This window comes from Aureimonas altamirensis (genome assembly GCF_023702225.1).
In the GTDB taxonomy this organism is placed as follows: Bacteria; Pseudomonadota; Alphaproteobacteria; order Rhizobiales; family Rhizobiaceae; genus Aureimonas; species Aureimonas altamirensis_B.
The window spans coordinates 358,972-382,754 of sequence record NZ_JAMQCO010000003.1; the positions used below are offsets into that span (position 1 = coordinate 358,972).

General features: G+C 66.3%; 20 protein-coding genes. 2 read left to right on the forward strand and 18 right to left on the reverse strand.

Annotated features, from left to right (window positions below; genetic code table 11):
- Positions 1–4: 4 nt before the first annotated feature.
- The 14 genes from NDN16_RS06970 to fni all read right to left on the reverse strand — a co-directional run bounded on the left by NDN16_RS06970 (position 5) and on the right by fni (position 17,416).
- Complete coding sequence (locus NDN16_RS06970) at positions 5–2,146, reverse strand: type I secretion system permease/ATPase (RefSeq protein WP_251112888.1); 2,142 nt, start codon at positions 2,144–2,146, stop codon at positions 5–7.
- A gap of 128 nt (positions 2,147–2,274) precedes the next feature.
- Entirely contained in the window at positions 2,275–3,306 is a 1,032-nt protein-coding gene (locus NDN16_RS06975) for a sulfate/molybdate ABC transporter ATP-binding protein (RefSeq protein ID WP_285292470.1), read from the reverse strand.
- A 12-nt stretch (positions 3,307–3,318) separates the two neighbouring features.
- Positions 3,319–4,185: a sulfate ABC transporter permease subunit CysW gene (gene cysW, locus NDN16_RS06980; RefSeq protein ID WP_251112889.1), complete on the reverse strand. Its 867-nt coding sequence runs from the start codon at positions 4,183–4,185 to the stop codon at positions 3,319–3,321.
- Positions 4,175–5,050: a sulfate ABC transporter permease subunit CysT gene (gene cysT / locus NDN16_RS06985; protein ID WP_251112890.1), complete on the reverse strand. Its 876-nt coding sequence runs from the start codon at positions 5,048–5,050 to the stop codon at positions 4,175–4,177. Before cysT ends, cysW begins: the two co-directional genes overlap by 11 nt.
- Positions 5,051–5,207: 157 nt before the next feature.
- Complete coding sequence (locus NDN16_RS06990) at positions 5,208–6,224, reverse strand: sulfate ABC transporter substrate-binding protein (protein ID WP_251112891.1); 1,017 nt, start codon at positions 6,222–6,224, stop codon at positions 5,208–5,210.
- A 186-nt stretch (positions 6,225–6,410) separates the two neighbouring features.
- Positions 6,411–7,835 (reverse strand): alkaline phosphatase D family protein, encoded by a 1,425-nt coding sequence (locus NDN16_RS06995; protein WP_251112892.1) that lies wholly within the window; start codon positions 7,833–7,835, stop codon positions 6,411–6,413.
- A 66-nt stretch (positions 7,836–7,901) separates the two neighbouring features.
- Positions 7,902–8,948 carry an ABC transporter ATP-binding protein gene (locus tag NDN16_RS07000; protein ID WP_251112893.1) on the reverse strand — a complete coding sequence of 349 codons (1,047 nt, stop codon included), beginning with the start codon at positions 8,946–8,948 and terminating at the stop codon, positions 7,902–7,904.
- Positions 8,949–8,951: 3 nt separating this feature from the next.
- Positions 8,952–9,773: an ABC transporter permease gene (locus NDN16_RS07005; RefSeq protein ID WP_251112894.1), complete on the reverse strand. Its 822-nt coding sequence runs from the start codon at positions 9,771–9,773 to the stop codon at positions 8,952–8,954.
- Positions 9,770–10,666 carry an ABC transporter permease gene (locus tag NDN16_RS07010; RefSeq protein ID WP_435301069.1) on the reverse strand — a complete coding sequence of 299 codons (897 nt, stop codon included), beginning with the start codon at positions 10,664–10,666 and terminating at the stop codon, positions 9,770–9,772. The genes NDN16_RS07005 and NDN16_RS07010 overlap by 4 nt, the downstream gene beginning before the upstream one ends.
- Before the next feature lie 78 nt (positions 10,667–10,744).
- Complete coding sequence (locus tag NDN16_RS07015; protein ID WP_435301070.1) at positions 10,745–11,806, reverse strand: ABC transporter substrate-binding protein; 1,062 nt, start codon at positions 11,804–11,806, stop codon at positions 10,745–10,747.
- Between the two features lie 247 nt (positions 11,807–12,053).
- Positions 12,054–13,082: a TerC family protein gene (locus tag NDN16_RS07020; protein WP_251112897.1), complete on the reverse strand. Its 1,029-nt coding sequence runs from the start codon at positions 13,080–13,082 to the stop codon at positions 12,054–12,056.
- Between the two features lie 147 nt (positions 13,083–13,229).
- The gene (gene tkt / locus NDN16_RS07025) at positions 13,230–15,239 is read right to left on the reverse strand and encodes a transketolase (protein WP_251112898.1); all 2,010 of its coding nucleotides are present in this window, start codon (positions 15,237–15,239) and stop codon (positions 13,230–13,232) included.
- Positions 15,240–15,288: 49 nt separating this feature from the next.
- On the reverse strand, positions 15,289–16,308 hold the full coding sequence (locus tag NDN16_RS07030; protein WP_251112899.1) for a class 1 fructose-bisphosphatase: 1,020 nt from the start codon (positions 16,306–16,308) through the stop codon (positions 15,289–15,291).
- A 73-nt stretch (positions 16,309–16,381) separates the two neighbouring features.
- Entirely contained in the window at positions 16,382–17,416 is a 1,035-nt protein-coding gene (gene fni / locus NDN16_RS07035; protein ID WP_251113015.1) for a type 2 isopentenyl-diphosphate Delta-isomerase, read from the reverse strand.
- A 139-nt stretch (positions 17,417–17,555) separates the two neighbouring features.
- On the opposite strand from fni, the gene NDN16_RS07040 reads away from it, so the two are divergent.
- Both NDN16_RS07040 and NDN16_RS07045 read left to right on the forward strand, forming a co-directional pair.
- Positions 17,556–18,482, forward strand: coding sequence for a polyprenyl synthetase family protein (locus NDN16_RS07040; RefSeq protein ID WP_251112900.1), 927 nt, complete (start codon positions 17,556–17,558; stop codon positions 18,480–18,482).
- Positions 18,479–19,003 carry a sterol desaturase family protein gene (locus tag NDN16_RS07045; protein ID WP_251112901.1) on the forward strand — a complete coding sequence of 175 codons (525 nt, stop codon included), beginning with the start codon at positions 18,479–18,481 and terminating at the stop codon, positions 19,001–19,003. Before NDN16_RS07040 ends, NDN16_RS07045 begins: the two co-directional genes overlap by 4 nt.
- On the opposite strand, the gene NDN16_RS07050 is transcribed toward NDN16_RS07045, so the two are convergent.
- Genes NDN16_RS07050 through NDN16_RS07065 form a run of 4 tightly spaced genes read right to left on the reverse strand, consistent with a single transcriptional unit; the run spans position 18,918 to position 23,750 of the window.
- Entirely contained in the window at positions 18,918–19,853 is a 936-nt protein-coding gene (locus NDN16_RS07050) for a phytoene/squalene synthase family protein (RefSeq protein WP_251112902.1), read from the reverse strand. The genes NDN16_RS07045 and NDN16_RS07050 overlap by 86 nt on opposite strands.
- Complete coding sequence (locus NDN16_RS07055; protein ID WP_251112903.1) at positions 19,850–21,346, reverse strand: phytoene desaturase; 1,497 nt, start codon at positions 21,344–21,346, stop codon at positions 19,850–19,852. Before NDN16_RS07055 ends, NDN16_RS07050 begins: the two co-directional genes overlap by 4 nt.
- Positions 21,343–22,503 (reverse strand): lycopene beta-cyclase CrtY, encoded by a 1,161-nt coding sequence (gene crtY / locus NDN16_RS07060; RefSeq protein ID WP_251112904.1) that lies wholly within the window; start codon positions 22,501–22,503, stop codon positions 21,343–21,345. Before crtY ends, NDN16_RS07055 begins: the two co-directional genes overlap by 4 nt.
- Positions 22,500–23,750: a glycosyltransferase gene (locus tag NDN16_RS07065; RefSeq protein ID WP_251112905.1), complete on the reverse strand. Its 1,251-nt coding sequence runs from the start codon at positions 23,748–23,750 to the stop codon at positions 22,500–22,502. The genes crtY and NDN16_RS07065 overlap by 4 nt, the downstream gene beginning before the upstream one ends.
- Between the last annotated feature and the right edge of the window lie 33 nt (positions 23,751–23,783).

Genomic DNA, 23,783 nt, shown 5'->3' on the forward strand with positions numbered 1-23,783 from the left:
CGCTTCAATCCCTTCCGGCTGCCTGCAGGGCGTGCAGGTGGGCATAGATGCCGCCCGGCCGCGCCACGAGTTCGTCGTGGCTTCCCGTCTCGCGCACTTCGCCCCGATCCATCACGATGATCGTGTCCGCGTGGCGCACGGCCGACAGGCGATGCGCTATGATGACGACAGTCCGCCCCCGGCAGATCGCCGCCATGTTCTGCCGGATGACATGCTCTGATTCGTAGTCGAGGGCGCTCGTCGCCTCGTCCAGAATAAGGATCCGCGGATCTCCGATGAGCGCCCTGGCAATGGCGACCCGTTGCCGCTGGCCGCCGGACAGGGAGGCGCCGCGTTCGCCGACGATGGTGTCGTAGCCTTCGGGCAGTTCGAGGATGAAATCGTGTGCGCCCGCCGCACGTGCAGCCGCGATCACACGCTCCATCGGCGCGCCCGGCTCGGTCAAGGCGATGTTGTCGCGCAGGGAGCGATGAAACAGAAGATTCTCCTGCTGCACGACGCCGATCTGCCGTCGAAGCGAGGCCGCTTCGGCCAGGGCGATGTCGTTGCCGTCCACCAGGATGCGCCCGCGTTCCGGCACATGCAGGCGCTGGATGAGGTGCGCAGTCGTGCTTTTGCCGGAGCCGGATCGCCCGACGATGCCGACCACCTGGCCAGCGCGGATCGACAAATTGATGTCCCGCAGAACCTCGGGCCCATCGAGGCGATATCGAAAGGACACGCGCTCGAAGACGATGTCGCCGCGCAGGCGCGGCATCACCGAACGCGATACGCCCGCGGTTTCGGCCGGCGCGTTCAGGACGTCGGCCAGCCGCTGCATGGAGATGCCCGTCTGCTGGAAATTGATCCAGAGTTGCGCAAGCCGCAGGATCGGCTGCGCAACGCGCCCCGCCAGCATGTTGAAGGCGATCAGTTGCCCCACGGAAAGATCTCCGGAAATGACGTATCTGGCGCCGAACCACAGGGTCAGCACGTTGACCACCTTGCCGACGAGGCCGACGGATTCGTTGGCCGCGATGGACAATTGCTGCGTACGGAAGTTGGCATGGACGTATCCGGCCGTCTGCTCTTCCCAGCGCCGCGCGACGTGCGGCTCCACCGCCATCGCCTTCACCGTTTCGATGCCGGTCACGGACTCGACCAGGAAGGACTGGTTCTCCGCGCCGCGCCGGAAGGTTTCGTCGAGCCGGCTTTTCAGTGGCGGTGTCACGACAAGCGATATCAGTGCGTAGACCGGAAGCGACAGAACCACGATCAGCGTCAGGACCTTGCTGTAGAACAGCATCACGACCACGAATACGACGGAGAACATGCAGTCCAGCATGACGGTGATGACATTGCCCGTCAGGAACGCGCGGATGTTTTCCAGTTCGCGGACGCGGGCGACCGAATCTCCCACGCGCCGGCTCTGGAAATAAGCCATGGGAAGCGCGATCAGATGCCGGAAAAGCCGGGCACTGAGCTCCACGTCGATGCGCGACGTCGTATGGGTGAAGACGTAGCCGCGGATGAAGCTGAGGAACGTCTCGAAAATGCCGATGCACAGGAGCCCGATCGCCAGCGTATCCAGCGTGGTGAGGCTACCGTGGATGACCACCTTGTCCATGACGACCTGGAAGAAGATCGGCGTCAGAAGCGCAACGATCTGCATGGCGAAGGAAGCGACGAACACTTCCCCCAGCAGGCGGCGATACTTGACCATCGCAGGGATGAACCAGGTGAAATCGAACCTGGTCATCTCGCCGCCGCGCCCCAGCATCGCCTGGGCCAGCACCACGCGGCCGGACCAGCGGGCCACAAGCGCATCGGCCGGCATCCAGGCCGGATGGCCGACGGCCGGATCCTGGATCAGGACGCGGTTGCGCGCCGCGTCCACGCGGGCCAGCACGAGGAAGCGGCCATCCGTGTCTATGGCGATCGCCGGCAACGGAAGCTGCGCCAGCCTTTCTGGCGTCGTCGTCGTGCCGCGCGCCCGCAGGCCAGCCGCCCGCGCGGCCAGAAGAAGCTCCGTTTCGCCGAAAGCACCGTCGGTGGCGCGATAGCGATGCGCTATGTTTTCGGCGGAAACCGGAATGCTGTGAAGCGCGGCAAGAATGACGAGACATTCCAGCGCGCCGTTGGACGAAACGGCGACGTCGGGGGACATAAGGGTAAAAGCCCGAACTAGACTTAAAACTATCCAGTCACGCTATCGCCTTTTATACTCTGCGCAATGAACCCCCGGTTTCGCAAAGTATTTATTTATTAAAACACAAATTGCTTTCGACGTTGAATTCAGGCTGCGGGATAGAGCGTCCAGCGCTTCGGCTGCACATGGATCACGTCTCCGGGACGGGCCTCCAGCTCCGGCGACAGCTCGACCTCGATGCGCTGGCCGGTCGCCTCGATATCGAACTCCGCGAAGCGCGAGCGGCCCGCGCGTCGCGAAACGGCGACGCGGCCGGACAGCGCCGTCTCGTCGTTCACCACCTGCAGATCGTGCGGACGCATGAACATCTGCCATCGGCCGTTTGCCTGCGGCGTCTGCCCCAGGCTGCGCCCCTGCCACGAGATGACGCCGTCTTCCACCTCGACGGGCAACATGTTGGACTGGCCGATGAAGGAATAGACGAAGGGCGTGGCCGGCCGGTCGTATATGTCGTCGCCCGATCCAACCTGCTCGATGCGCCCCTGGCTCATCACCACCACGCGGTCCGCCAGTTCCACCGCCTCTTCCTGGTCATGCGTGACGAATACCGTGGTATGGCCGATCTTGTCGTGCAGCTGGCGCAGCCAGCGCCGCAGATCCTTGCGCACACGGGCGTCCAGCGCGCCGAACGGCTCGTCCAGAAGCAGCATGCGCGGCTCGATCGCCAGCGCCCGCGCCAGCGCCACACGCTGGCGCTGGCCGCCGGAAAGCTGCTGCGGATAGCGATTTTCCAGGCCCGAAAGCTGTACCAGATCGAGCAGTTCCAGCGCGCGGCGGCGGATATCCGCGGTGGACGGCCGCGCGGAGCCCTTCCGTACGCGCAGGCCGAAGCCGATGTTGTCTGCAACCGTCATGTGGCGGAACAGCGCGTAATGCTGGAAGACGAAGCCGACATTGCGCTCCTGCACGCTCTTGTGCGAGGCGTCCTCGCTGCCGAACAGGACCCGGCCCGACGATGGCCTCTCGAGACCGGCGATCAGACGCAGAAGCGTCGTCTTGCCGCTTCCCGAGGGGCCGAGCAGCGCAATCAGCTCGCCGGAGCGGATGTCCAGCGACACGTCGTGCAGCGCGCGAAAGCCGTCGAATTCCTTGGCTATGTTCTTCAGATGGATGTCCATGAAGCGCGATCCTCAATGACCGTTGCGGGAGGCGGCGGCGAGATCGCCCGCATAGCGCCATTCCAGGAGGGTTTTCACACCGAGCGTGACCAGCGCCAGAAGCGCCAGAAGCGTCGCCACGGCGAAGGCGGCGGAGAAGGCATATTCGTTGTACAGGATCTCGACATGCAGCGGCATCGTGTTGGTGTAGCCGCGGATGCGTCCGGAAATGACGGAAACGGCGCCGAACTCCCCCATTGCGCGGGCGTTGCACAGCAGAACGCCATACAGCAGAGCCCAGCGCACATTGGGCAGGGTGACCAGGAAGAACGTCTTCCAGCCGCCGGCGCCCAGCGAGATCGCCGCCTCCTCGTCGCCCGTTCCCTGCTCCTGCATCAGGGGGATCAGTTCCCGCGCCACGAAGGGCAAGGTGACGAAGACCGTTGCCAGCACGATGCCCGGCAGCGCGAAGACGATCTGCAGCCCGAGCGATTGCGTGACCGGCAGAAAATAGCCTTGCGCGCCGAACAGGAGGATGAAGACAAAACCGGCAATCACCGGCGACACCGAGAACGGCAGGTCGATGAAGGTGATGAGCAGGCTCTTGCCGCGAAACTCGAACTTGGCGATGGCCCAGGCGGCCGCCACGCCGAAGACGAGGTTCAGCGGCACGGCGATGGCCGCGACCGTCAAGGTCAGCTTCATGGCCGCCACGGCATCCGGTTCGGTGATCGCCGACCAGTACATGGCGAGCCCGTTGCGGAAGGCCTCCACGAAGACGGCAACCAGCGGCAGGAACAGGAAGAAGCCGAGAAAGGCGAGCGCGGTGCCGATCAGGAGCCATTTGACGGCCCGGCTTTCGGTGGTGACGCCGCGCTGGTGGACGAGCTCAGACGGCATGACCGTACCTCCGGCGGCTCCAGGCCTGGATGAGATTGATGAGCAGAAGCATGGCGAAGGACACCATCAGCATCAGGGCCGCCACGACGGTCGCGCCGCCATAGTTGAACTCCTCCAGGCGGATGACGATCAGAAGGGGCGCGATTTCCGATACGTACGGGATGTTGCCCGCGATGAAGATGACGGAGCCGTACTCACCGATCGAGCGGGCGAGCGCCAGCGCGAAACCGGTCAGCAGTGCAGGCAGGATCGACGGCAGGATGACCCGGCGCACGATCTGCCAGCGGCCGGCCCCCAGCGTGGCGGCCGCCTGTTCCAGCTCGGCATCGAATTCCTCCAGGACGGGTTGCACGGTACGCACGACGAAGGGCAGCGAGACGAAGGTCAGCGCCACAACGATGCCGAGCGGCGTGTAGGCGATGCGCAAACCCCCTTCCCCGAACAGAGAGCCGATGGCGGAGCCCGGTGCGAAGAACTGGCCCACCCAACCGTTCGGCGCGTAGAGGGACGTCAGTGCGATGCCGGCGACCGCCGTCGGCAGGGCGAAGGGAAGGTCGATGACGGCATCCACGAAGCGCCGCCCGGGAAAGCGATAGCGGACCAGGACCCAGGCGATGAGCAGGCCGAAGACGCCATTGATGCAGGCGGCCGCCAGCGACGCGCCGAACGACAGGCGCATGGCGCCGATGACGCGCGGATCGAGCGCCAGCGCCCAGAACTCTGCCCAGCCGATGCTGGCGCTGCGGAACACCAGGGCGGCCAGCGGAACCATCACGATCAGGCCCAGATAGGCGAGTGTGAATCCCATGGCGATCCCGAAACCGGGAATGACGCTCGGTTGCTTGACGGTGAAACGCCCTGCCATGAACGGCCTTGTCCCGGTGCGGCCACCCGCCGCCTCATGCTGGGGCCGGCCGGATTGCGAATTGAGTGCTGTCAAAAGTGTGGCCCAAGTTCTGGCGATGGAAAAGGGGGCGGTGCGAAAGCACCGCCCCGGCAGCCTGCATCAGCCGTGAAGCCGCTCAATTGGCAGGCCGGTAGATCTGGTCGAAGATGCCGCCGTCGCCGAAATGCTCGGGCTGCGCCTTGGCCCATCCGCCGAACTGCGCGTCGTCGATGGACACGAGTTCCACGTCGGGGAAGCGTTCCAGCTCGCCCTTCTCCGTCACCTTCTCCGGTTCGGCAGGCCGGTAGAAGTGACGCGCCGCGATGGTCTGACCCTCGGCCGAGTAGAGATATTCGAGATAGGCGGTCGCCACCTCGCGCGTGCCCTTGGCATCGACATTGCCGTCCACCAGCGTCACCGGCGGCTCCGCCAGGATGGAGATGGAGGGAACCACGATATCGAACTGGTCGGGTCCGAGTTCCTCGATGGCCAGGAAGGCTTCGTTTTCCCAGGCCAGCAGCACATCGCCGATGCCACGCTGCACGAATGTCGTGGTGGAGCCCCGCGCCCCCGTGTCCAGTACCGGCACGTGGCGATAGAGATCGCCGACGAACTGCTTCGTCTTTTCCGGATCGTTGCCGAACGCCTTGTTGGCATAGGCCCAGGCCGCGAGGTAATTCCAGCGCGCCCCGCCCGAAGTCTTCGGGTTGGGCGTGATCACCTGGACGCCGTCCTTCAGGAGGTCGCCCCAGTCGGCGATGCCCTTGGGATTTCCTTTGCGGACCAGGAAGACGATCGTCGACGTATAGGGGGCCGAGTTGTGCGGCAAACGCCCGCGCCAATCGGCGGGAATTTTCTGGGTGGCGGCCGCGATGGCGTCGATATCCGCTTCCAGCGCCAGCGTGACGACGTCCGCGTCCAGCCCGTCGATGACCGTGCGCGCCTGCGCCCCGGACCCGCCATGCGACTGGCGGATCTCGACGGGGGCATGCCCCTCCCCTGTCCAGTGCTTGAGGAACGCGTCGTTGAAATCGCGGTACAGCTCCCGCGTCGGATCGTAGGAAACGTTCAGCAGGACCGTCTGCGCCATGGCCGGGGCGGCTACCGACAGGACAAGTCCAAGAGCGAGCAATCGGGGAAGAAGGCGGATCATGAAGTCTCCCGAGGAAATGTCTATCAATCTTGTAGTTCAAGCTCCCGCGCTTCCGCCCGCCTGTCAATCGTGCACAAGTAGAATGCAATATTCGCGTCGAGGGAACGCGGGCGGAGGGTACGCCCTTTCGCCCGCAAGCCGCCTCGGGGAAAAACCCGACCAAAAATCAAGGTTCGGAAAGTTTTGCTAGAGGGCCAGCGCCGGCGTTCGGCCGGTTTCCTCCAGCTCCCATTCGGCGCTCCATCGACCTTCGCGCCGCGTGACGACGAGATAGTTCCGGTCGGCGATGTAGGGCATGCGGCGGCCCGGCAGCGGAAAAATCCGGATCGGGCGGCCTCGGAGCGGCGACTCGCCCAGCCGCGACAGAAGGCTGAGCGCCAGCGGAAAGGCTGCCGGCGGCTTCGGATGCGTGATGCCCGACGCCACAAGCTGGTGCATGGTCGAACCGTCCTCCAGCCGCATCTCGGCCCGGGTCGCAAGATGGATTTCGCCGGAGATCACCGTCAGCGGTCGGCTGCCTTGCACGGCCTTCGCCTCCAGCAAGGACAGGAATCGACGCCATTCCTCCCGGTGGCTGCGGCTCTGCCATTGGTCGCGCAGGTCGTCCTCGTATTTCTGGGCGCGCGGCATGCGGTCCAGCACGGATTCCACTAGGCTGAGACGAGGCCCGAGCGCCGGGACGCTCGAGACCAGCAGGATCGCATCGCCGGCCGGACAATCCGAAAGGGCGCGTTCGAAGGCGGCCCATCCGGCCGGCCCCATGACCCTGTCGGGCGTCCGCTCGCTGCGCAGATCGGGCAGGCACACGGAGAAGCCCGGGAAATGCGCCGATTGCGTCATCGTGGCGCCGGACGGGTCCAGGCAGGTGGGCGGTAGCGCGCCCTCTGCCGCGCCGACCTGGAACAGGATGAACATTTCCCGCGCGACCTTGAAGATGCCCTGCGCGATCGGGCTCTGCTGCAGGGCATCCGGGTGGCTGCCCCAGCCGTCGAAAATGTCGTGATCGTCCCAGATCATCAGCGAGGGCACGGTTGCGTAGAGCGGCGCGGCGGCAGCCTGCGTCAGCGTGTCCAGATATCGGCGGAAGAAGTAGCCGCGCAGCGCATCCTCCATTTCGGGCGTGAAGGGCGCCTGCGCACGCCGGGCGGGGTCGGCCCTGGCCCATGCCGCGATGGCCGGATGGCATTCTACCGCCTCGTCGGCGTAAAGCTGGTCCCCACCGTGCAGCAGCAGCGCGAACGGCCGCTCCTCATGCTCGGTCCGCAGCCGCCGCCACATGACGTCGCGATGCTCGTGCTCCCTGTCCTCGTCGCCGTTTTCCTGCCCGTTGCACGAAACGAAGCCGATACGCACCCCGCCGCCAAGATCGGTTCGGACGCGGTAGGACGTTCCATCGAGCGCGTAGTGGGCCGCGCCGCCGACCGGAAGGGCGATATCGCGCATCCACACGACGTGTCCCTGCAGCCGTGCCGCAGCCGCCATCGCATGCTCCTGCCCCGCAGCCGCCACGAGAGGCGCGGTATCGCCTTCCCGCGTGACCGCCAGAACCGTCATATGGGCGGCAGTCCTGTCGGCGCCCCTGGCATAGAGGACGGGCCCGGCAACGATCATCCATTCACCTGCATCTTACGTTTCGGTGACCGGCATGTCGGTTGCGGTGCAAAAATATCAAGGGCGTTAACGGATCACCTGCCCGTCCTGGGGGGAGAAGAAGATGCGCACCAGCTGACCTTGACCGGGCGGCGGACGGGTCGGGTCGTTGAAGGTATCGACGAGGGCCGAGCCACCGGCCGTGGCCACGCGCAAACGAACGACGGAGCCCAGGAAGGCCACCTGTTCCACCGTGCCGGACACCCCGTTGCTGCGCCGTTCGCTGGCGTCCAGCGACAGGGCCTCCGGCCGCAATGCCAGGGTGACGGCTTCGCCTTCGCGGCCCTGCTCGCCGTCGACGGCGACGGCCTCATCGCCCAGCAGCACCCGCCCGCCGGGCGCGGAACGACCTTCGAGTAGGCTGAGATTGCCGACGAAGGAAGCGACGAAGCGGCTGGCCGGCCGGTTGTAGATCTCGAAGGGGGCGCCGACCTGCTCGATCCGGCCCTCGCTCATCACCACGATCCGGTCGGACATGGAAAGGGCCTCTTCCTGGTCATGCGTCACGTAGATCGTGGTGATGCCCAGTTCCTGCTGCAGGGCGCGGATCTCCTCGCGCAGGGACACGCGGATCTTGGCGTCCAGCGCCGACAGCGGCTCGTCCAGAAGCAGCACGCGCGGCCGCACCGCGATGGCCCGCGCCAGCGCCACACGCTGCTGCTGGCCGCCGGACAACTGGTAGGGATAGCGGCCGGCGACATGCGGCAGCTTGATCATCTCCAGCATTTCCTTCACGCGCGCATCGATCTCGGCGCGCGGGCGGCCGGCCACCTTGAGCCCGAAAGCGACGTTGTCGGCGATGGAAAGGTTCGGAAACAGCGCATAGGACTGGAAAACCATGCCGATCCGCCGCTGGTTGGGCGACAGGGGGCCGACATCCTGTCCGTCGATATGGATCGTGCCGGCCGTCGGGGTTTCGAAGCCGGCCACCATGCGCAGGGTCGTCGTCTTGCCGCAGCCGGAGGGGCCGAGAAACGAGATGAATTCGCCTCGCTGCACGGAAAGATCGAAATTCTCGACGACGGCGTTGTGCTGATAGGTCTTGCGCAACCCGGACAGTTCCAGAAACCCCATGTCTTACCCTTCCTGGCGGCGGCGGAACCAGCGGCGCGGCGGCGCCTTGGCCTGCCCCGGCGTCGCGCCGCCCACGAATTGCAGCATGACCATGCAGCCCCACGTCACCGCGAAGGCGATCATGGCAAGCGCGGCCGGCTCGTAGGCGCGGTTGGCGCCGATCAGTTGCAGATACGGTCCGAAGGCCGGGCGATTGAGGAGGCTGGCGATGACGAATTCGCCGATCACGATGGCGAAGGTCAGGAAGGCGCCGGACAGGACGGCCGCCCGTACATTGGGCAGGATGACGCGCCACAGCACGGTGCGACGCCTTGCGCCGAGGCTTTCGGCGGCCTCCGTCAGCGTCCGGATGTCGATGGCGGTCAGCCCGGTGTCCACCGCACGGTACATGTAAGGCAGCGACAGGATGACGTAGCCGAACACCATCAGCACGTTGGTGCCTGCGACGGTGCCCGTGAAAGGCAGCCACGACGACGAATTGTACAGGCGCAGATAGCCGAACACGATCACGATGGGCGGAATCACCAGGGGCAGCAAGGTGACGAACTCGACCCAGGGCCGCAGGCGCGGAAGGCGCAGCCGGACCCAGTAGGCCGTGGGCACCACCAGGAGCGCGCCGATTGCGATGGTTGCCAGCGCCGCCACTACCGAGAACAGGAATGTCTGGTGGAAACGGGGATCGGCGAAGACGACGCGATAGGCCTCGAAGCTCCATTGCCCCCGCAGCATCGACAGCGAAAACTGGAACGTCGCCACCAGCGGCAGCAGGAAGTAGAGCGCCCCGACGAACACCGCGATCCAGGGCCCGATGCGGCGGGCGCTCATTTGAGCCACCTTTCGGCGCGGGTTCGCAGCCAGATGTAGAGCACGTTGGAACAGCCGGTGATGAGGATCATGCCGACGGCAAGGGCATAGCCGAGATGCGGATTGTAGAGGACGTCGCCGCGGATCTGCGCATAGAGCAGGATGGGCACGATGTTGAGCGAGGATCCCGTCAGGGCGTAGGCCGTCGCAACCGCGCCGAACGCGTTGGCGAAGAGCAGCAGGAAGCAGCCCAGAAGACTGGGGAACAACACCGGCAGGGCGACCATGCGCCAGTACTGCCAGCGCGATGCACCGAGGATGGAAGCCGCTTCGCGCCACTCCTTCTTCAGCCCGTCGAGCGCCGGCGCGATGATCAGCACCATCAACGGGATCTGGAAATACAGGTAGGTGATCGTCAGGCCCCAGAACGACAGGAGGTTGAAGCCGAGGCGATAGATATTGACGCCGAACGCTTCGTTCAGGAACACCGTCACGAGCCCCAGCCTGCCGAGCGTGGCCAGGAAGGCGAAGGCCAGCGGAATGCCGGCGAAGTTGGAGGCGACGCCGGAGAACGTCGTGACGGTGGGGCGCACCCAGCGCGGCAGATTGCCGTGCACGATGGCATAGGCCAGGAAAAAGCCGATCAGCGCGCCCAGCGCGGCGGAGGCCAGGCTGACGCGAATGGATATCCAGTAGGCGGCCATGATCTGCGGCTGGAACAGGCCGATCATGTTGGCGAGCGTGAAGTTGCCTTCCGGATCCTGGAACGCGCCGACCACCAGGTACAGCGTAGGCGCCACCAGGAACAGGAGTGCGAACAGGAAGAAGGGGACGACCCCAAGCCAGGACAGGGACAGCTTGCGCCTCGCCGGGGCCCCGGCGGGCGTCCCTGCCGGCAGGCCGGCCCGTGCCATTGTGGCCATGAAACCCCGCTTGTCGGAAGTTGCCGGACGGACGGAAAGGGCGCACGGCATGCCGCGCGCCCCTAAGCCTTACTGGACGTTGGCGCCCACGACCTCGTCCCACTTGGCGGTAATCACGGCCTTGGCCTCGTCCTGCTCGGCGACGCTGGGGAACTTGGCCTCGTTGTAGGCTTCGGCCGGCGGCAGGCGGTCCAGCATCTCCTGCGGGATCTTGCCGGCCTCGGCCATGGCGTTGAAGCGGATCGGGTGGCAATAGCCTTTCAGCCAGGCAAGCTGGCCCTCGTCGGAATAGAGATATTCCATCCACAGCTTCGCGGCATTGGGATGCGGCGCATAGGCGCTGATCGCCTGCACGTAGACACCGGCGAGCACGCCCGTCTTCGGCACCACGACCTCGACTTCCGGGTTGCCGGCCAGCGTGTCGCGGCCCGACAGGGCGTTATAGTCCCAGCGGATCATGATGGGGGTGGTGCCCTGCGCCAGCGAGGCCGGCTTGCCGATCACCGGAACGAAGTTGCCGGCGGCATTCAATTCCTTGAAGAACTGCAGGCCGGCTTCGGCGATCTCGGTGGGAGAGCCGTCCGGCTTGCGCGACAGGCCCGCCGCGTAAACCGCCTGGATAGCCTGGGCCGACGCGCGCGGATCGCCGGCCAGCGCAACCGAATTCGCGTATTCCGGCTTCAGGAGATCTTCCCAGTCGGCCGGGGCCGTCTCGACGATGTCCTTGTTGATCTCGAAGGAAAGGACGCCGTAGTAGTCGCCGTACCAATGGCCGTCCGCATCCTTCGCGTCGTCCGGAATCTCGTCCCAGGTCGCGACCTTGTAGGGCTGCACCAGCCCTTCGGCCTGCGCCGCCGGTCCGAAGGACAGGCCGACATCCAGCACGTCGGGGGCCTGGGGGCCGGTATTGCCCTTGTTGGCCTTGACGGCCTCGATCTCGTCGGCCGAACCGGCATCCGGATTCAGCTCGTTGACGGTCAGGCCGTACTTGTCCTTGAAGCCGGCGATCACCTCGCCGTAGTTGCACCAGTCGTGCGGCAGCGCGATCGTGGTGAGCTGCCCCTCTTCCTTGGCGGCCGCCACCAGGGCGTCCATCGACGCTTCCTGGGCGAACGCCGCGCTCGTGGACATGGCCACCAGCGCGACGAGCGAGATCGAACGTTTGAACATCTTGTATCCCCTGCTTCCCTCAAGCGGCGGGAAGGCAGGATTTTCGCCCCTGCCACCCGGTGTGAACGCATCGCCTCATATGCGGCCCGGATGACAGGCGGGTGACGATTGAACACCCGATCAACGCGGCGCTGCCGGAGCACAAGAGAAGCGTCTTCCCAAAACTTGTGCAAGCAAAAATGACAGGCAGCGACGCGTCGTGGCGGAGCTACTCCTTTCGTGCCGTCGCGCGGCTCTTGAGAAGGCTGGCGACGGTGGTGATGACCAGGATGCCGATGATGACCGACAGCGAGAAGCTGGTCTCGATGTGCGGCAGGCCCTCGATCGGCTGGCCATCGTTGAGGAAGGGCAGCGTGTTCGCCTCCATGGCGTGGATGATCAGCTTGACGCCGATGAAGCCGAGGATGAGCGCCAGGCCGAAGCCCAGATAGACCAGCCGGTCCAGCAGTCCGCCCAGAAGGAAGTAAAGCTGCAGCAGACCGAGCAGCGCGAAGGCGTTGGCAGTGAACACGATGTAGGGCGCGTTCGTCAGGCCGTAGATCGCGGGGATCGAATCCAGCGCGAACAGAAGGTCCGTCATGCCCAGCGCCAGAATGACGATGAACATCGGGGTGAAGTAGCGTTGGCCGTTCTCGATGACCGTCAGCGCATTGCCGCGGAAATCGTCGGTGGTGCGCAGGTGCTTCTGGAACCACTTCACCAGGGCGTTCGGCTCGTATTCCTCGTCGGTGCTCTTGGCCCCGTGCGAGAAGCTTTCCACTGCCAGCTTGTACGCCGTCCACAAGAGGAACGCCCCGAACAGGTAGAACACCCAGGAATAGCGCTCGATGGCAGCAGCGCCGAGGGCAATGAAGATGCCGCGCATGATCAGCGCGATGACGATGCCGATCAGAAGCGCCTTCTGCTGGTAGGCGGCCGGAACGCGGAAGCTCTTCATGATGATCACGAAGACGAAGAGGTTGTCGACCGAAAGGCTTTTCTCGGTGATGAAACCGGCGAAATACTCGACGCCGTGCTGCCGGTCCCAGAAATGCAGGACGCCCCAGCCGAACAGCAGCGCCAGCGCGACATAGAATGTCGACCAGATCGCCGATTCGCGGAATGTGGGTTCGTGCGGCTTGCGCACATGCGTGAAGAAGTCGAACACGAAAAGGGCCGCGATGCCACCAATGGTGGCAAGCCAGACCCAGGTCGGCACCACATCGGGCGCAAGCCCGTCAATCGCCGTCTGTTCCAAGAGAATCTCCGTTCAGGACGCGCCGCAATACACCGTCAGGATTTGTTCGTCACCGGCGTTCAAACGGATATAGCGAAGTTGTGATCTGCCGGTTTCCGAAGCAACGGTCGGCCCGGCGGGGATGCCGGGCCAACCTCTCGCGTGGGCTTAGATGAGCTCGCGCGCGGCCTTTGCCACGGCGTCGGCGGTGATGCCGAACTTTTCGTAGAGCTTGGGCGCCGGGCCCGACGCGCCAAAGCCGTGCATGCCGATGAAGCGGCCATTCTCGCCGATCCAGCGGTCCCATCCGAAGCCGCTCGCCGCTTCGACTGCCACGCGCGGCGCGGTGCCGAGGACTTCGGCGCGGTAGCCGGCATCCTGCTCGGCGAAGAGGTCGAGGCACGGCGCCGACACAACGGCGGCCGCAACCCCCTCGCCTTTCAGCTTCTCGGCTGCGGCCAGGGCGATCTCGACTTCCGAACCGGTGGCGATCAGCGTCACCTGCCGTGCGCCGCCCTCGGCCTCGCGGAGCACGTAGGCGCCGCGCCTGGAGCGGTTCTCGGCCACGTCGCCCGCACGTACTGTGGGCAGGTTCTGGCGCGACAGCGACAGGACCGTCGGGCGCTCGGTGCTCGTCAGCGCGATCTCCCAGGCCTCTGCCGTCTCGATGGCGTCCGCCGGGCGGAAGACGTTCATGTTCGGCGTCGCGCGCAGCATCGCCAGATGCTCGATGGGCTGGTGGGTGGGGCCGTCCTCGCCGAGGCCGATGGAATCATGCGTCAGAACGTAGACGACGCGCTGTCCCATCAGGGCAGACAGGCGCATCGCCCCGCGCATGTAATCGGAAAAGACGAGGAAGGTGCCGCCGTAGGGGATGAACCCGCCATGCAGCGCCAGCCCGTTCATCACCGCGGCCATGGCGTGCTCGCGGATGCCGTAGTGGATATAGCGGCCGCCGTAATCGTCCGCCTGGACCGAGGCCATGCCCTTGGTGAGCGTAAAGACCGAATGGGTCAGGTCCGCCGAGCCGCCGATGGTCAGCGGCGTCATCGCATTGATGACCTCCAGCGTCGCCTCGGAGGATTTGCGCGTGGCAAGCTTGGGCGCCTCGTCCGACAGTTTCCGGCGATAGGCCGACATGCCTTCCGTGAAGTCGGCAGGCAGTTCGCAGGCGACGGCGGCATCGAACTCGGCCTTGCGGGCATGGGCCGCGTGCCGCTTTTCCCATTCGGCGCGGCGTTCCCGGTTCTTCTCGGCGATGGCACGCCATCCCTTCAGGACGGCGTCGGGAATGACGAACGGCTCGCTTTCCCACAGGAGCGCCTTGCGCGTCGCGGCGATCTCGTCATCGCCCAGCGGTGCGCCATGGCTCTTTTCGGAGCCGGCCAGCTTGGGCGAGCCGTAGCCGATCACCGTCTTGCAGGCGATCATGACGGGCTTGTCGGACGTCTTGGCCTTTGCGATGGCGTCGCGCACCGCATCCACGTCATGGCCGTCGACATGCCAGGAGTCCCAGCCGGCGGCCTTGAACCGCGCGACCTGGTCGGTCGAGGTGGACAGGTTGGTCTTGCCGTCGATCGAGATGCCGTTATCGTCGAACAGGACGATCAGCTTGTTCAGCTTGAGGTGCCCGGCAAGGTCGATGGCCTCGTGGCTGATCCCTTCCATCAGGCAGCCGTCGCCGCAGATGACATAGGTGTAGTGGTCCACCAGATCGTCGCCGAAGCGCGCATTCATCATGCGTTCGGCCAGTGCGAAGCCCACCGCGTTGGTGATCCCCTGGCCGAGAGGGCCCGTCGTCGTCTCGATGCCCAGGGCATGGCCGTATTCGGGGTGGCCCGCCGTGCGCGCCCCGATCTGGCGGAAGTTGCGGAGCTCGTCGAGGGTCATGTCCTCGTAGCCCAGCAGGTAGTGCAGCGCGTAGAGCAGCATCGAGCCATGGCCGTTCGACAGCACGAAGCGGTCCCGGTCGGGCCAGTGCGGATCGGACGGATCCACATGCACGAAATCCTGGAAGAGCACGGTCGCCACGTCGGCCATGCCCATCGGCATGCCCGGATGGCCGGAATTGGCCTTCTGCACGGCATCCATAGCCAGTGCGCGGATTGCATTCGCCATGTCGCGAGGGTGGTGATCGGTGCCGCTCGAGGCAACTGCGGGCGTCGGTTCTGCGCTCATGTGACTCATTTCCTTTCCGTATTGCCGGCGACCACCAGGCCGCAAACTATCAAAGATTGATCGCGCCGCGATCCCCGAAGACCGGCGAGACCTTGCCGATGGATTCCGGATCGCTGACGTAGCGCGCCACGGTCAGCACCTCCTCGCGCGATCCGAACACGATGGGCACGCGCTGGTGCAGTTTCTCCGGCACGATGTCCAGCAGCGGCCGGACGCCGTCCGTGCCGGCGCCACCCGCCTGCTCGGCCAGGAAGGCGATGGGATTCGCCTCGTAGACCAGGCGGATGCGCCCGTCCGCATACCCTTCGCGCGTATCGCCGGGGTAGAGATAGATGCCTCCGCGCAGGAAGATGCGATAGGCGTCCGCCACCGCCGATGCCACCCAGCGCATGTTGAAATTACGCTCCCGGGGGCCGTCGGCGCCGGCCAGGCAATCGTCGATATAGCGGCGGATCGGGGCATCCCAATAGCGCTGGTTCGAGGCGTTGATGGAGAATTCCTTTGCCTTCTCCGGAATCGACATTCCGGCGTCGACCTCGACGAAGTCGGCGGCGCCGGGCGCATGCAGGAAGACCTGGGTTCCCTGGCCCAGCGATACGACGAGCATCAGTTGCGGGCCATAGATGAAGAAGCCGGCGGCAAGCTGGTCCCGGCCTTTCTGCCGGAAAACCGTGGCCGGATCTGCCCTGTGCGCGTCCGTGACGGGCAGGATGGAAAAGATCGTTCCGATCGAGACATTGGTCTCGATGTTGGACGATCCGTCCAGCGGATCGATGGCGAGCGCCAGCGTACCGTCGGCCGCCATGGGCTGGGCGTCATCCTGCTCTTCCGAACCGTAGAACGCCACCGCGCCGCGCCGCGCCGCGGCCACGAACAGGCGGTCGGCCGCAACGTCCAGGGCCTTCTGCACGTCGCCGCCGCCATTATGCGCGTCGCCCACCGCCTCGCCGCCGACCGCGCCGCTGGCGATCAGTCCCGCGAGTTCGAGCGAAGCGTCGGCCAGTTGCCGGATCAGGCCGGCGACATCCCCGCGGCCGGTTTCCAGATAGGTGGTCAGCGTTCTCGCCATGTCGCGTCCTTCAGGAACTCAGATTCGTGACTGGAAGTCTCGTAGAGCCGAAAGGGCCCCGATGGAAGGCATTTTACCGCGGATCCAGCAGCCGCGCCTGCCGCAAGGCGGCAATATCCGCCGACCCCGTACAGAAGCAGGCGACCCGCAATTGCCAGATGATGGCCGAGAAATGTGAAATCACCGCGTCGGTCGAACGGTCGGCCGGGCCGAGGCCGGCCGCCGCCTGCCCCGCCATGTCCGCGCCCAGGCGCAGAACGCGGGCGACATCGACACCCGTGCGCACCCCGCCCGAACCGATAAGCGTGGTTTCGGGGCAGGCGACCCGCACGTCGGCGATGGCCCGGGCTGTCGGCACGCCCCAATCCGCGAAGGCCGCCGCCGCCGCCCGCATCGTCGGATCGCCCTGGCGTTGCGCTTCGATCGCCGCGAAGGACGTGCCGCCCGTGCCCGCGACATCGATTGCCGCGACACCCGCGTCCACCAACCTTCGCGCGACCGGCGCCGACAGGCCCGCGCCGACCTCCTTGGCGACGACGGGCACGCCGATGGCCGGGGTCAATGCCTCGATGGCTGCGAGGATACCGCGAAAATCATGGTTGCCGCCCGGCTGGATCGCCTCCTGAAGCGGGTTGAGATGCAGGATCAGCGCGTCGGCCTCCAGCATGTCGACGGCGCGGCGTGCACCATCCGCGCCGAGGCCCGCCACAAGCTGCACCGCGCCGATATTGGCCAGGAGGGGAATATCCGGCGCCCGGCGCCTCAGGCCCGCGGTCAGGCCTTCGCAGGCGCGGCCCTCCAGCGCGATGCGCTGCGAGCCCACCGCAAGGGCGATCTTCAGGTGCTGCGCCGCTTCCGCCAGCCGCTCGTTGATGAGGCCGGCCCGCTCCGGCCCACCCGTCATGGAACTGATCAGCAGGGGCGCCGCCAGGTCCCGCCCCAGAAAACGCGCCGAAAGATCGATCGATTCCATGTCGATCTCCGGCAGGGCCACGTGCTCGAACCGAATGGCCGACAAGCCGTCGGCCGCACCGGCCACGATGCCCGCCCCCGACAGGACCAGGTCGATATGATCGTTCTTGCGGTTCGAGATGTCGCCCCGGTGCATGTCCATTACGCCATTGTTTCCTTGCCCCCGCGTGCCGCTTCCGATCCGCGCCGGAAGGTGCTTACAATGCAGCCTCACGCACTAGATAGACTGCTGAGATGCGGGCGCAACCGCCCCATGGTCCTGGAGCATAGAAGCCTTGCCGACGCCTTCGCATGCCGACCACCTGGAGGAGCTTCGCCGCAAGGTGGACAAGCGGCTGGCGGAGCTTGCAGTGCAAGTCGCCGGTCGCGATGCGGGTCTGAGCGATGCGATCGCGTCGGCCCTGACGTCAGGCGGCAAACGCCTTCGGCCCTTGCTGACCGCGGTTGTCTGCGAAGATCTCGGCGGCCCGCTCGCACCTGCGATAGACGCCGGCTGCGCCGCCGAGATGGTGCACACGGCATCGCTGATCCTCGACGATCTTCCGTGCATGGACGACGCGCAGATGCGGCGCGGGCAGCCGACCACGCATCGCGCCTTCGGCGAGGATACCGCCATATTGGCGGCGATCGCCCTGCTGGCCGGCGCATTCTCGATACTGTCGACCTTGCGCGGCACCGATGCCGTAACCCGCAACGAATTGGCGCGGATCCTGTCGGGAGCCGTCGGGACATGCGGTCTCGTCGGGGGCCAGTTCCGGGATCTGCGCGGCGGCGCAGGCGCCGAGGGCGCCGATCCGGAGGCGGTGAACGCCCTCAAGACGGGCGCGCTCATCGGCGCCTCGGTCGCCATGGGCGCCGCCATCGCCCGGGCCGACACGATGCGCAAGCGCGCCCTTGCCGATTTCGCCGAGCATCTCGGCCAGGCTTTCCAGCTCTACGACGACCTGCTCGACAGCTCCGGCGATCCCCTCGTCATCGGCAAGGATATCGGCAAGGACGCAGCCAAATCGACGTTCCTGCGGCAGGAAGGCGCAACGGGAACGCAGGTTCGCCTGAACCATCACCTGGATGCGGCGCACGCCACGCTGGAAAGCGTATTCGGCCGCGATTGCCGCATGTCCAGCGCGCTCGACGGCGTGTTCCAGGGCCAGCCTGCCCTGATCGTCCGCAAGCGCCGCGTGGAAGGAGTGTCGTTGTCATGACAAGTTGGACGGGTCTCGTCGTCATCGCCATTCTGGTCTTTGCGGCGATGGAGCTGGTCGCCTTCGCGGCGCACAAGTACATCATGCACGGCTTCGGCTGGGGCTGGCACAAGAGCCATCACGAGCCGCACGAAGGCCTGTTCGAAAAGAACGATCTCTACGCGGTCGTGTTTTCGGTGCTGGCCATCGGCCTCTTCGTCCTCGGCAGCGCCGGCTATCCGGTCGCCGGCGCCGTCGCCGCCGGCATGACGCTCTACGGCTTCTTTTATTTCGTCGTTCATGACGGGCTCGTCCATCAGCGCTGGCCCTTCCGGCATATTCCGCACAAGGGCTACGTGAAGCGCCTCGTGCAGGCGCACCGGATGCACCACGCCGTCGAAGGGCGCGAGGGCTGCGTTTCCTTCGGATTCCTCTACGCCCCGCCCGTCGACAAGCTCAGCGAAGAGCTGCGCGCTGCCGGAACGGTGAAGGCGGAACAGGCGGCTCGCCGCGCCGCAGGCGGGGCGAGGCCGCGATCGTAGCGGCACGGCCGAACTCGACCAGCTTTTCCGCAGGCGTCGTGGAGATGCGACGATCGTAAGGCGCCGACGCGTCTGCCACGAGTTTGAGGCCGATGCGGCGGTAGATTCCATGGGCGGCGGCGATGGCCAGGGCCGAGCGGCGCGGCAGCCTGTCGATGCCTGCCCGAGCCGAGGCGTAATAGGGCTCGGCCGCCAGCACCAGGCGTCTGCGCAACCGGGCGACGGCCGCGGCATGGGCGGGATCTTCGAGATCGTCCGGCGACAGCCCCTCTTCCGCAATCCAGTCCTGCGGCACGTAGACGCGTCCGGCACGTGCATCGTCGACGATGTCGCGCGCGATGTTCGTCAACTGGAAGGCAAGCCCCAGATCCGCCGCGCGCGCCAGCGTGGGGGCATCGCGGACGCCCATGATGCGCGCCATCATCAAGCCGACGACGCCGGCCACCCGATGGCAATAGACGAGCAGATGGGCAAGCGTCTCGTAACGCTCTCCCCGGACGTCCATCCCGAAGCCCTCGAGATGTTCGTAGAGGTCTTCCCGTGCAAGCTCGTGCCGGCGTGCGACGAGTTCCAGGCCGGCATAGGCAGGCCCATCGGGCACCCCGTCCAGGGCTGCCGTCGTCTCCCGCATCAGCCCGGCAAGCCGCTCGAGCCCGCCGCCATCCGGCCGCAGCGACCGGCTGCCGAGCGTCTGGCCGTCGATGACGTCGTCGCAGTGCCGGCACCAGGCATACAGCAGCACGACGCTCGATCGCGTCCGCCTGTCGAACAGGCGCGCGGCGGCGGCAAAGCTGGCCGAGCCCTTGTCGATCGCCCCCTGCGCATGGGCCTCGATCTCGCCTGGGCTCATCGCGACGCATCTTCCAGAACGAGGCCCGCCGTCGCCTTGGCCGATGCGACCACGCCCGGCACCCCGGCGCCGGGATGGGTGCCGGCTCCCACGAAGTAGAGATTCGATATTTCGGGATCGCGGTTGTGGACCCGGAAGAAGGCCGACTGCGTCAGGATCGGCTCCAGGGAGAAGGCGCTTCCCAGATGGGCGTTCAGCGTGTCGCGGAAGTCGTCCGGCGTGAATGTCCGGCAGGTGACGAGTTGCTGCCTGAGACCCGGCATGTGCCGCGCTTCCAGGTAGTCCAGGATGCGGTCGCGATAGGCCGGGCCGGCCACCTGCCAGTCGATATCCGCATTGCCCAGATGCGGCACGGGCGACAGGACGTAGTAGCTTCCCATGCCCGGCGGCGCGAGCGAAGGGTCGGTGATGCAGGGGCTATGCAGGTACAGCGAGAAATCGTCCGCCACCTCCGGCCCGTTGAAGATCTCGCGGATCAGAGCGCGATAGCGCGGCCCGAACAGCACCGTATGATGCGCGAGCCGGTCGTGCAGCCTGTCCAGTCCGAAATAGATGACGAAAAGCGACATCGAGTGCCGCCGCGCCGCCAGCTTCCGCGCCGCGCGCCGTCCGCGCTCGGCGCCGCCGAGAAGGGTGCCGTAGGTGTGCACCACATCGGCATTGGACACCACGATGTCGGCTTCCATCGTGCGCCCGTCGGCCAGCCTGACGCCCGTGGCCCGGCCACTCGCCATGGTGATCTCGGCGACATCGGCATTCAGCTCCACACGGCCACCGATATCGGTGAACAAACGCACCATGCCGTCGACCAGCGCGCCGGTGCCGCCCTTGGGAAACCAGACTCCCCATTCCCGCTCGAGGGCATGGATCAGCGCATAGATCGACGAGGTCGCGAAGGGGTTGCCGCCGACGAGAAGCGAATGGAAGGAGAATGCCTGCCGCAGGCGTTCGTCCTCGATGAAGCCCGCAACCTTGGCATAGACGCTCCGCCATGCCTGCAGGCGCGCCAGTTGCGGCCCGGCGCGCACCATGTCGCGGAAATGCAGGAAGGGAACCGCGCCCAGCTTCTGATACCCTTCGGCGAAGACCGCGCGCGAATAGTCGAGGAAGCGTCGGTAGCCGGCGACGTCCGGGGGGCTCATCGCCTCGATCTGGCGGTCGAGCTGCCGCTGGTCGTTGGCATAGTCGAAGACGGTGCCGTCTTCCCATATCAGCCGATAGAAAGGCGATACCGGCAGCATGGTCACGTAATCGGACAGCTTCGCCCCTCCGACGGCAAATACCTCGTCCAGCGCGGTCGGGTCGGTGATGACCGTCGGTCCGGCATCGAAGGTGAAACCGGCATCGCGATAGACATAGGCCCGGCCGCCGGGCGCGTCGCGGCGCTCCAGCACGGTCGTCTCGATCCCGCCCGCCTGCAGCCGGATGGCCGCGGCAAGGCCCCCGAATCCCGATCCGATCACGATGGCGCGTTGCACCCGATGCGCGTTCATGTGGCCTCCCTTGCCGCTCGTCCATCCACCAGGATCGACAGGGCGCGTCGCACCGGCATCGGCGGCTTGCCGGCGAAGATGCGGATGATGTCCGCGGGAGACAGCCGCGCCGCGTAGAACCGCGCGATCGTCGTATCCGGCAAACGATGGAAATGCTCAAGTATGTCGCGGCGCTCGCCGTCGCCCGCCCCCAGGAACAGCAGGCGGTTGAGCAGCCGGAATATCCGACGCGCCCGCCACGCGGCCAATGAATGTCGCGTGACCGCCGCGGCCAGCGGCGCCGTCGCAATGTCCGGCTGCGTGGCGATCAGGTCGGCCGTCCGGACCGCATCGGGCAGGCTGTACCCCGTCGTCGGGTGGAAGAGCCCGGCCCTAAGGCCTAGCGGCACGACGCCGCCGGCTTGTGCGAGATAGGCCTTCAGGTCGCCGCCCAGCGCGATCGGCAGCACGCCGGCCTCGCGCCGCAGGATGTCCGTCGGGCTCCAGCCCCTTGCTTGCGCATAGGCGCGGATGCCGTCCGCAAGCGCCTCCTCCGGCGTGTCGGGGCCATCCGAATAATAGGTATCCTCTACCAGGATGCGGCCCTTCGCGAAGGGCAGCGTGTAGACGAAGCGGTAGCCGTCCTTTTGCGGCACGGTCGCATCCATCACGATCGGCATGTCCGGCCCGGGCGCCGCGATGCCGAGTTCCAGCCCGACGAATTTCTGGAAGCGGACATCCAGCGTCGCATCCGGCCGATATCCGCGCGCGTCGATCACCGCGTTCGCGGCGATGGACCGTCCGTCCGCAAGGTCTACGCCGTCTGCACGCAGGCGGCGGACAGGTACGCCGACGGCGAGCCGGTCGCCCAGCGTTTCCTGCAGCACCGCGGCAAAGCGCGTGGAGGAGATCGAAGCGTAACCCGTCTCGACCACGCGCCCGCGACGGGGAAATGCAACGGCGTAACGCGGCCAGCGATGCTCCACGAACGGGTCCAGCCAGCGATGTTGCGATGGGGAGATGTCCCCGTCATGGAACGACCATGTATGGTTGCCGCCCGCAGCCCCGGCGCTCTCGATCAGCAGCAGGTCGATCTCCGGACGCAATGTGGCCATGCGGTAGGCGGCAAGGCCGCCGGCCAGTCCACCCCCGACGATGATGCATCCGACCGCCCTCACCCCGCCCGGTCCATCCGCATCGGTTGGCAGCCGCACAGCACCTCGGCAAGGCGGGCCGCCTCCGCTGCCCCGCCGGTCGTCTCGATGTCGCGGCCCATGCGGGCGGCATTGCGTGCAAATCCGGGCTCGGCCATCAGCCGCAGCAGCGCGGCCTCGATGCGACGGCGATCTGCCCTGCGTGGCGACAGGGCAAGGCCGATGCCATGATGCACGACGCGGGCGGCGACGCCCGGCTGGTCGAAGGCGATGGGCAGCACCAGCATGGGAACGCCGGCCTCCACCGCGTCCATCGCCGTATTCAAGCCGCCATGGGTTACGCAGATCGTGGCCTGCCGCAGAATTGCGCGCTGATCGACGTGAGCCGTGACGATCTCGGCGTCGATGCTGGCCGCCTCGGCCGCGTCGAGCCCGCCGCAATGGGCCACCACAAGCCGCAATCCCAGCGTCCGGCAGGCTGCGGCGACGGGCTGGAACAGGTCCAGCCTGTGTCCCTGCATCGTGCCGAAGGACGCATAGACCAGCGGCCGACGTTCCTTCGGAGCGAAAAGCGACACCGGCCGAAAGCGGCGGAAAGGGCCCAGCGACCGGACGCGCGTATCGACCGCGCGCGGGAAATCGAATTCGGCGCTTGTCTGCGACAGGGTCGCCAGCGGCGACAGGCAATCCTCGAGGCGTTCGGCTTCGTCTACCCCCAATCGCGCGGCGGCCCGCCTGATCGCCTGCCTCTGCGGCCTCAGCACCATGTCCGCAACGCGCCTGCCGCCGCGATTGCGCTTCAAGCCCTCCGGCGAAGGGTCGTACGGCCAGCCGATGAAGGGTGGCGGCAAGGCCGGATCGACGTCGACAGGCAGGGAGCAGGCGACGGACAGAAACGGCAGCCCGAGGCTGCGGGCGACAAGGCCGCCGCCCGGTTCCATCTGGTCGACCAGCAGCGCCTCTATCCCCTCGCCGCGCAGCAATGCGGGCGCATGGCGCGCAAGATCCTGGGTCGCGCGCGCGCCGTTCCGCAAAATCCTCCACAGCCGAATCATGCCGTTGCGCCCACCCGCCTCACGCCGAAGCCGGGCAAGGTCGGCCTCGTCACCGGGCAGCGCAAGGAAGGTCGCGCCCTCCAGCGTCAACTCCGGTCCGACCCCGCCATGCGCAAGAAAAGCCACGTCGTGGCCGCGCGCCAGCAACGCTTCGCCGATTGCCTCGAAGGCGGCGATGTGGCTGGCGTAGGGTGGGCAGACAAGGGCGAAACGCATGGGAGCCGTCATCGGTGTGCGATGGCGGGATAG

Excerpts from the sequence above, each read along its gene's own strand:
- NDN16_RS07000 (WP_251112893.1), bottom strand. The coding sequence starts at position 8,948 with ATGGGGTTTCTGGAACTGTCCGGGTTGCGCAAGACCTATCAGCACAAC.
- NDN16_RS06970 (WP_251112888.1), bottom strand. The coding sequence starts at position 2,146 with ATGTCCCCCGACGTCGCCGTTTCGTCCAACGGCGCGCTGGAATGTCTC.
- NDN16_RS06995 (WP_251112892.1), bottom strand. The coding sequence starts at position 7,835 with ATGATCGTTGCCGGGCCCGTCCTCTATGCCAGGGGCGCCGACAGGACT.
- NDN16_RS07005 (WP_251112894.1), bottom strand. The coding sequence starts at position 9,773 with ATGAGCGCCCGCCGCATCGGGCCCTGGATCGCGGTGTTCGTCGGGGCG.
- fni (WP_251113015.1), bottom strand. The coding sequence starts at position 17,416 with ATGCACCGGGGCGACATCTCGAACCGCAAGAACGATCATATCGACCTG.
- NDN16_RS07065 (WP_251112905.1), bottom strand. The coding sequence starts at position 23,750 with ATGCGTTTCGCCCTTGTCTGCCCACCCTACGCCAGCCACATCGCCGCC.
- cysW (WP_251112889.1), bottom strand. The coding sequence starts at position 4,185 with ATGCCGTCTGAGCTCGTCCACCAGCGCGGCGTCACCACCGAAAGCCGG.
- NDN16_RS07015 (WP_435301070.1), bottom strand. The coding sequence starts at position 11,806 with ATGTCCACGAGCGCGGCGTTCGCCCAGGAAGCGTCGATGGACGCCCTG.
- NDN16_RS06990 (WP_251112891.1), bottom strand. The coding sequence starts at position 6,224 with ATGATCCGCCTTCTTCCCCGATTGCTCGCTCTTGGACTTGTCCTGTCG.
- NDN16_RS07055 (WP_251112903.1), bottom strand. The coding sequence starts at position 21,346 with ATGAACGCGCATCGGGTGCAACGCGCCATCGTGATCGGATCGGGATTC.
- cysT (WP_251112890.1), bottom strand. The coding sequence starts at position 5,050 with ATGGCAGGGCGTTTCACCGTCAAGCAACCGAGCGTCATTCCCGGTTTC.
- NDN16_RS07045 (WP_251112901.1), top strand. The coding sequence starts at position 18,479 with ATGACAAGTTGGACGGGTCTCGTCGTCATCGCCATTCTGGTCTTTGCG.
- NDN16_RS07010 (WP_435301069.1), bottom strand. The coding sequence starts at position 10,666 with ATGGCACGGGCCGGCCTGCCGGCAGGGACGCCCGCCGGGGCCCCGGCG.
- NDN16_RS07030 (WP_251112899.1), bottom strand. The coding sequence starts at position 16,308 with ATGGCGAGAACGCTGACCACCTATCTGGAAACCGGCCGCGGGGATGTC.
- NDN16_RS07050 (WP_251112902.1), bottom strand. The coding sequence starts at position 19,853 with ATGAGCCCAGGCGAGATCGAGGCCCATGCGCAGGGGGCGATCGACAAG.
- NDN16_RS06975 (WP_285292470.1), bottom strand. The coding sequence starts at position 3,306 with ATGGACATCCATCTGAAGAACATAGCCAAGGAATTCGACGGCTTTCGC.
- tkt (WP_251112898.1), bottom strand. The coding sequence starts at position 15,239 with ATGAGCGCAGAACCGACGCCCGCAGTTGCCTCGAGCGGCACCGATCAC.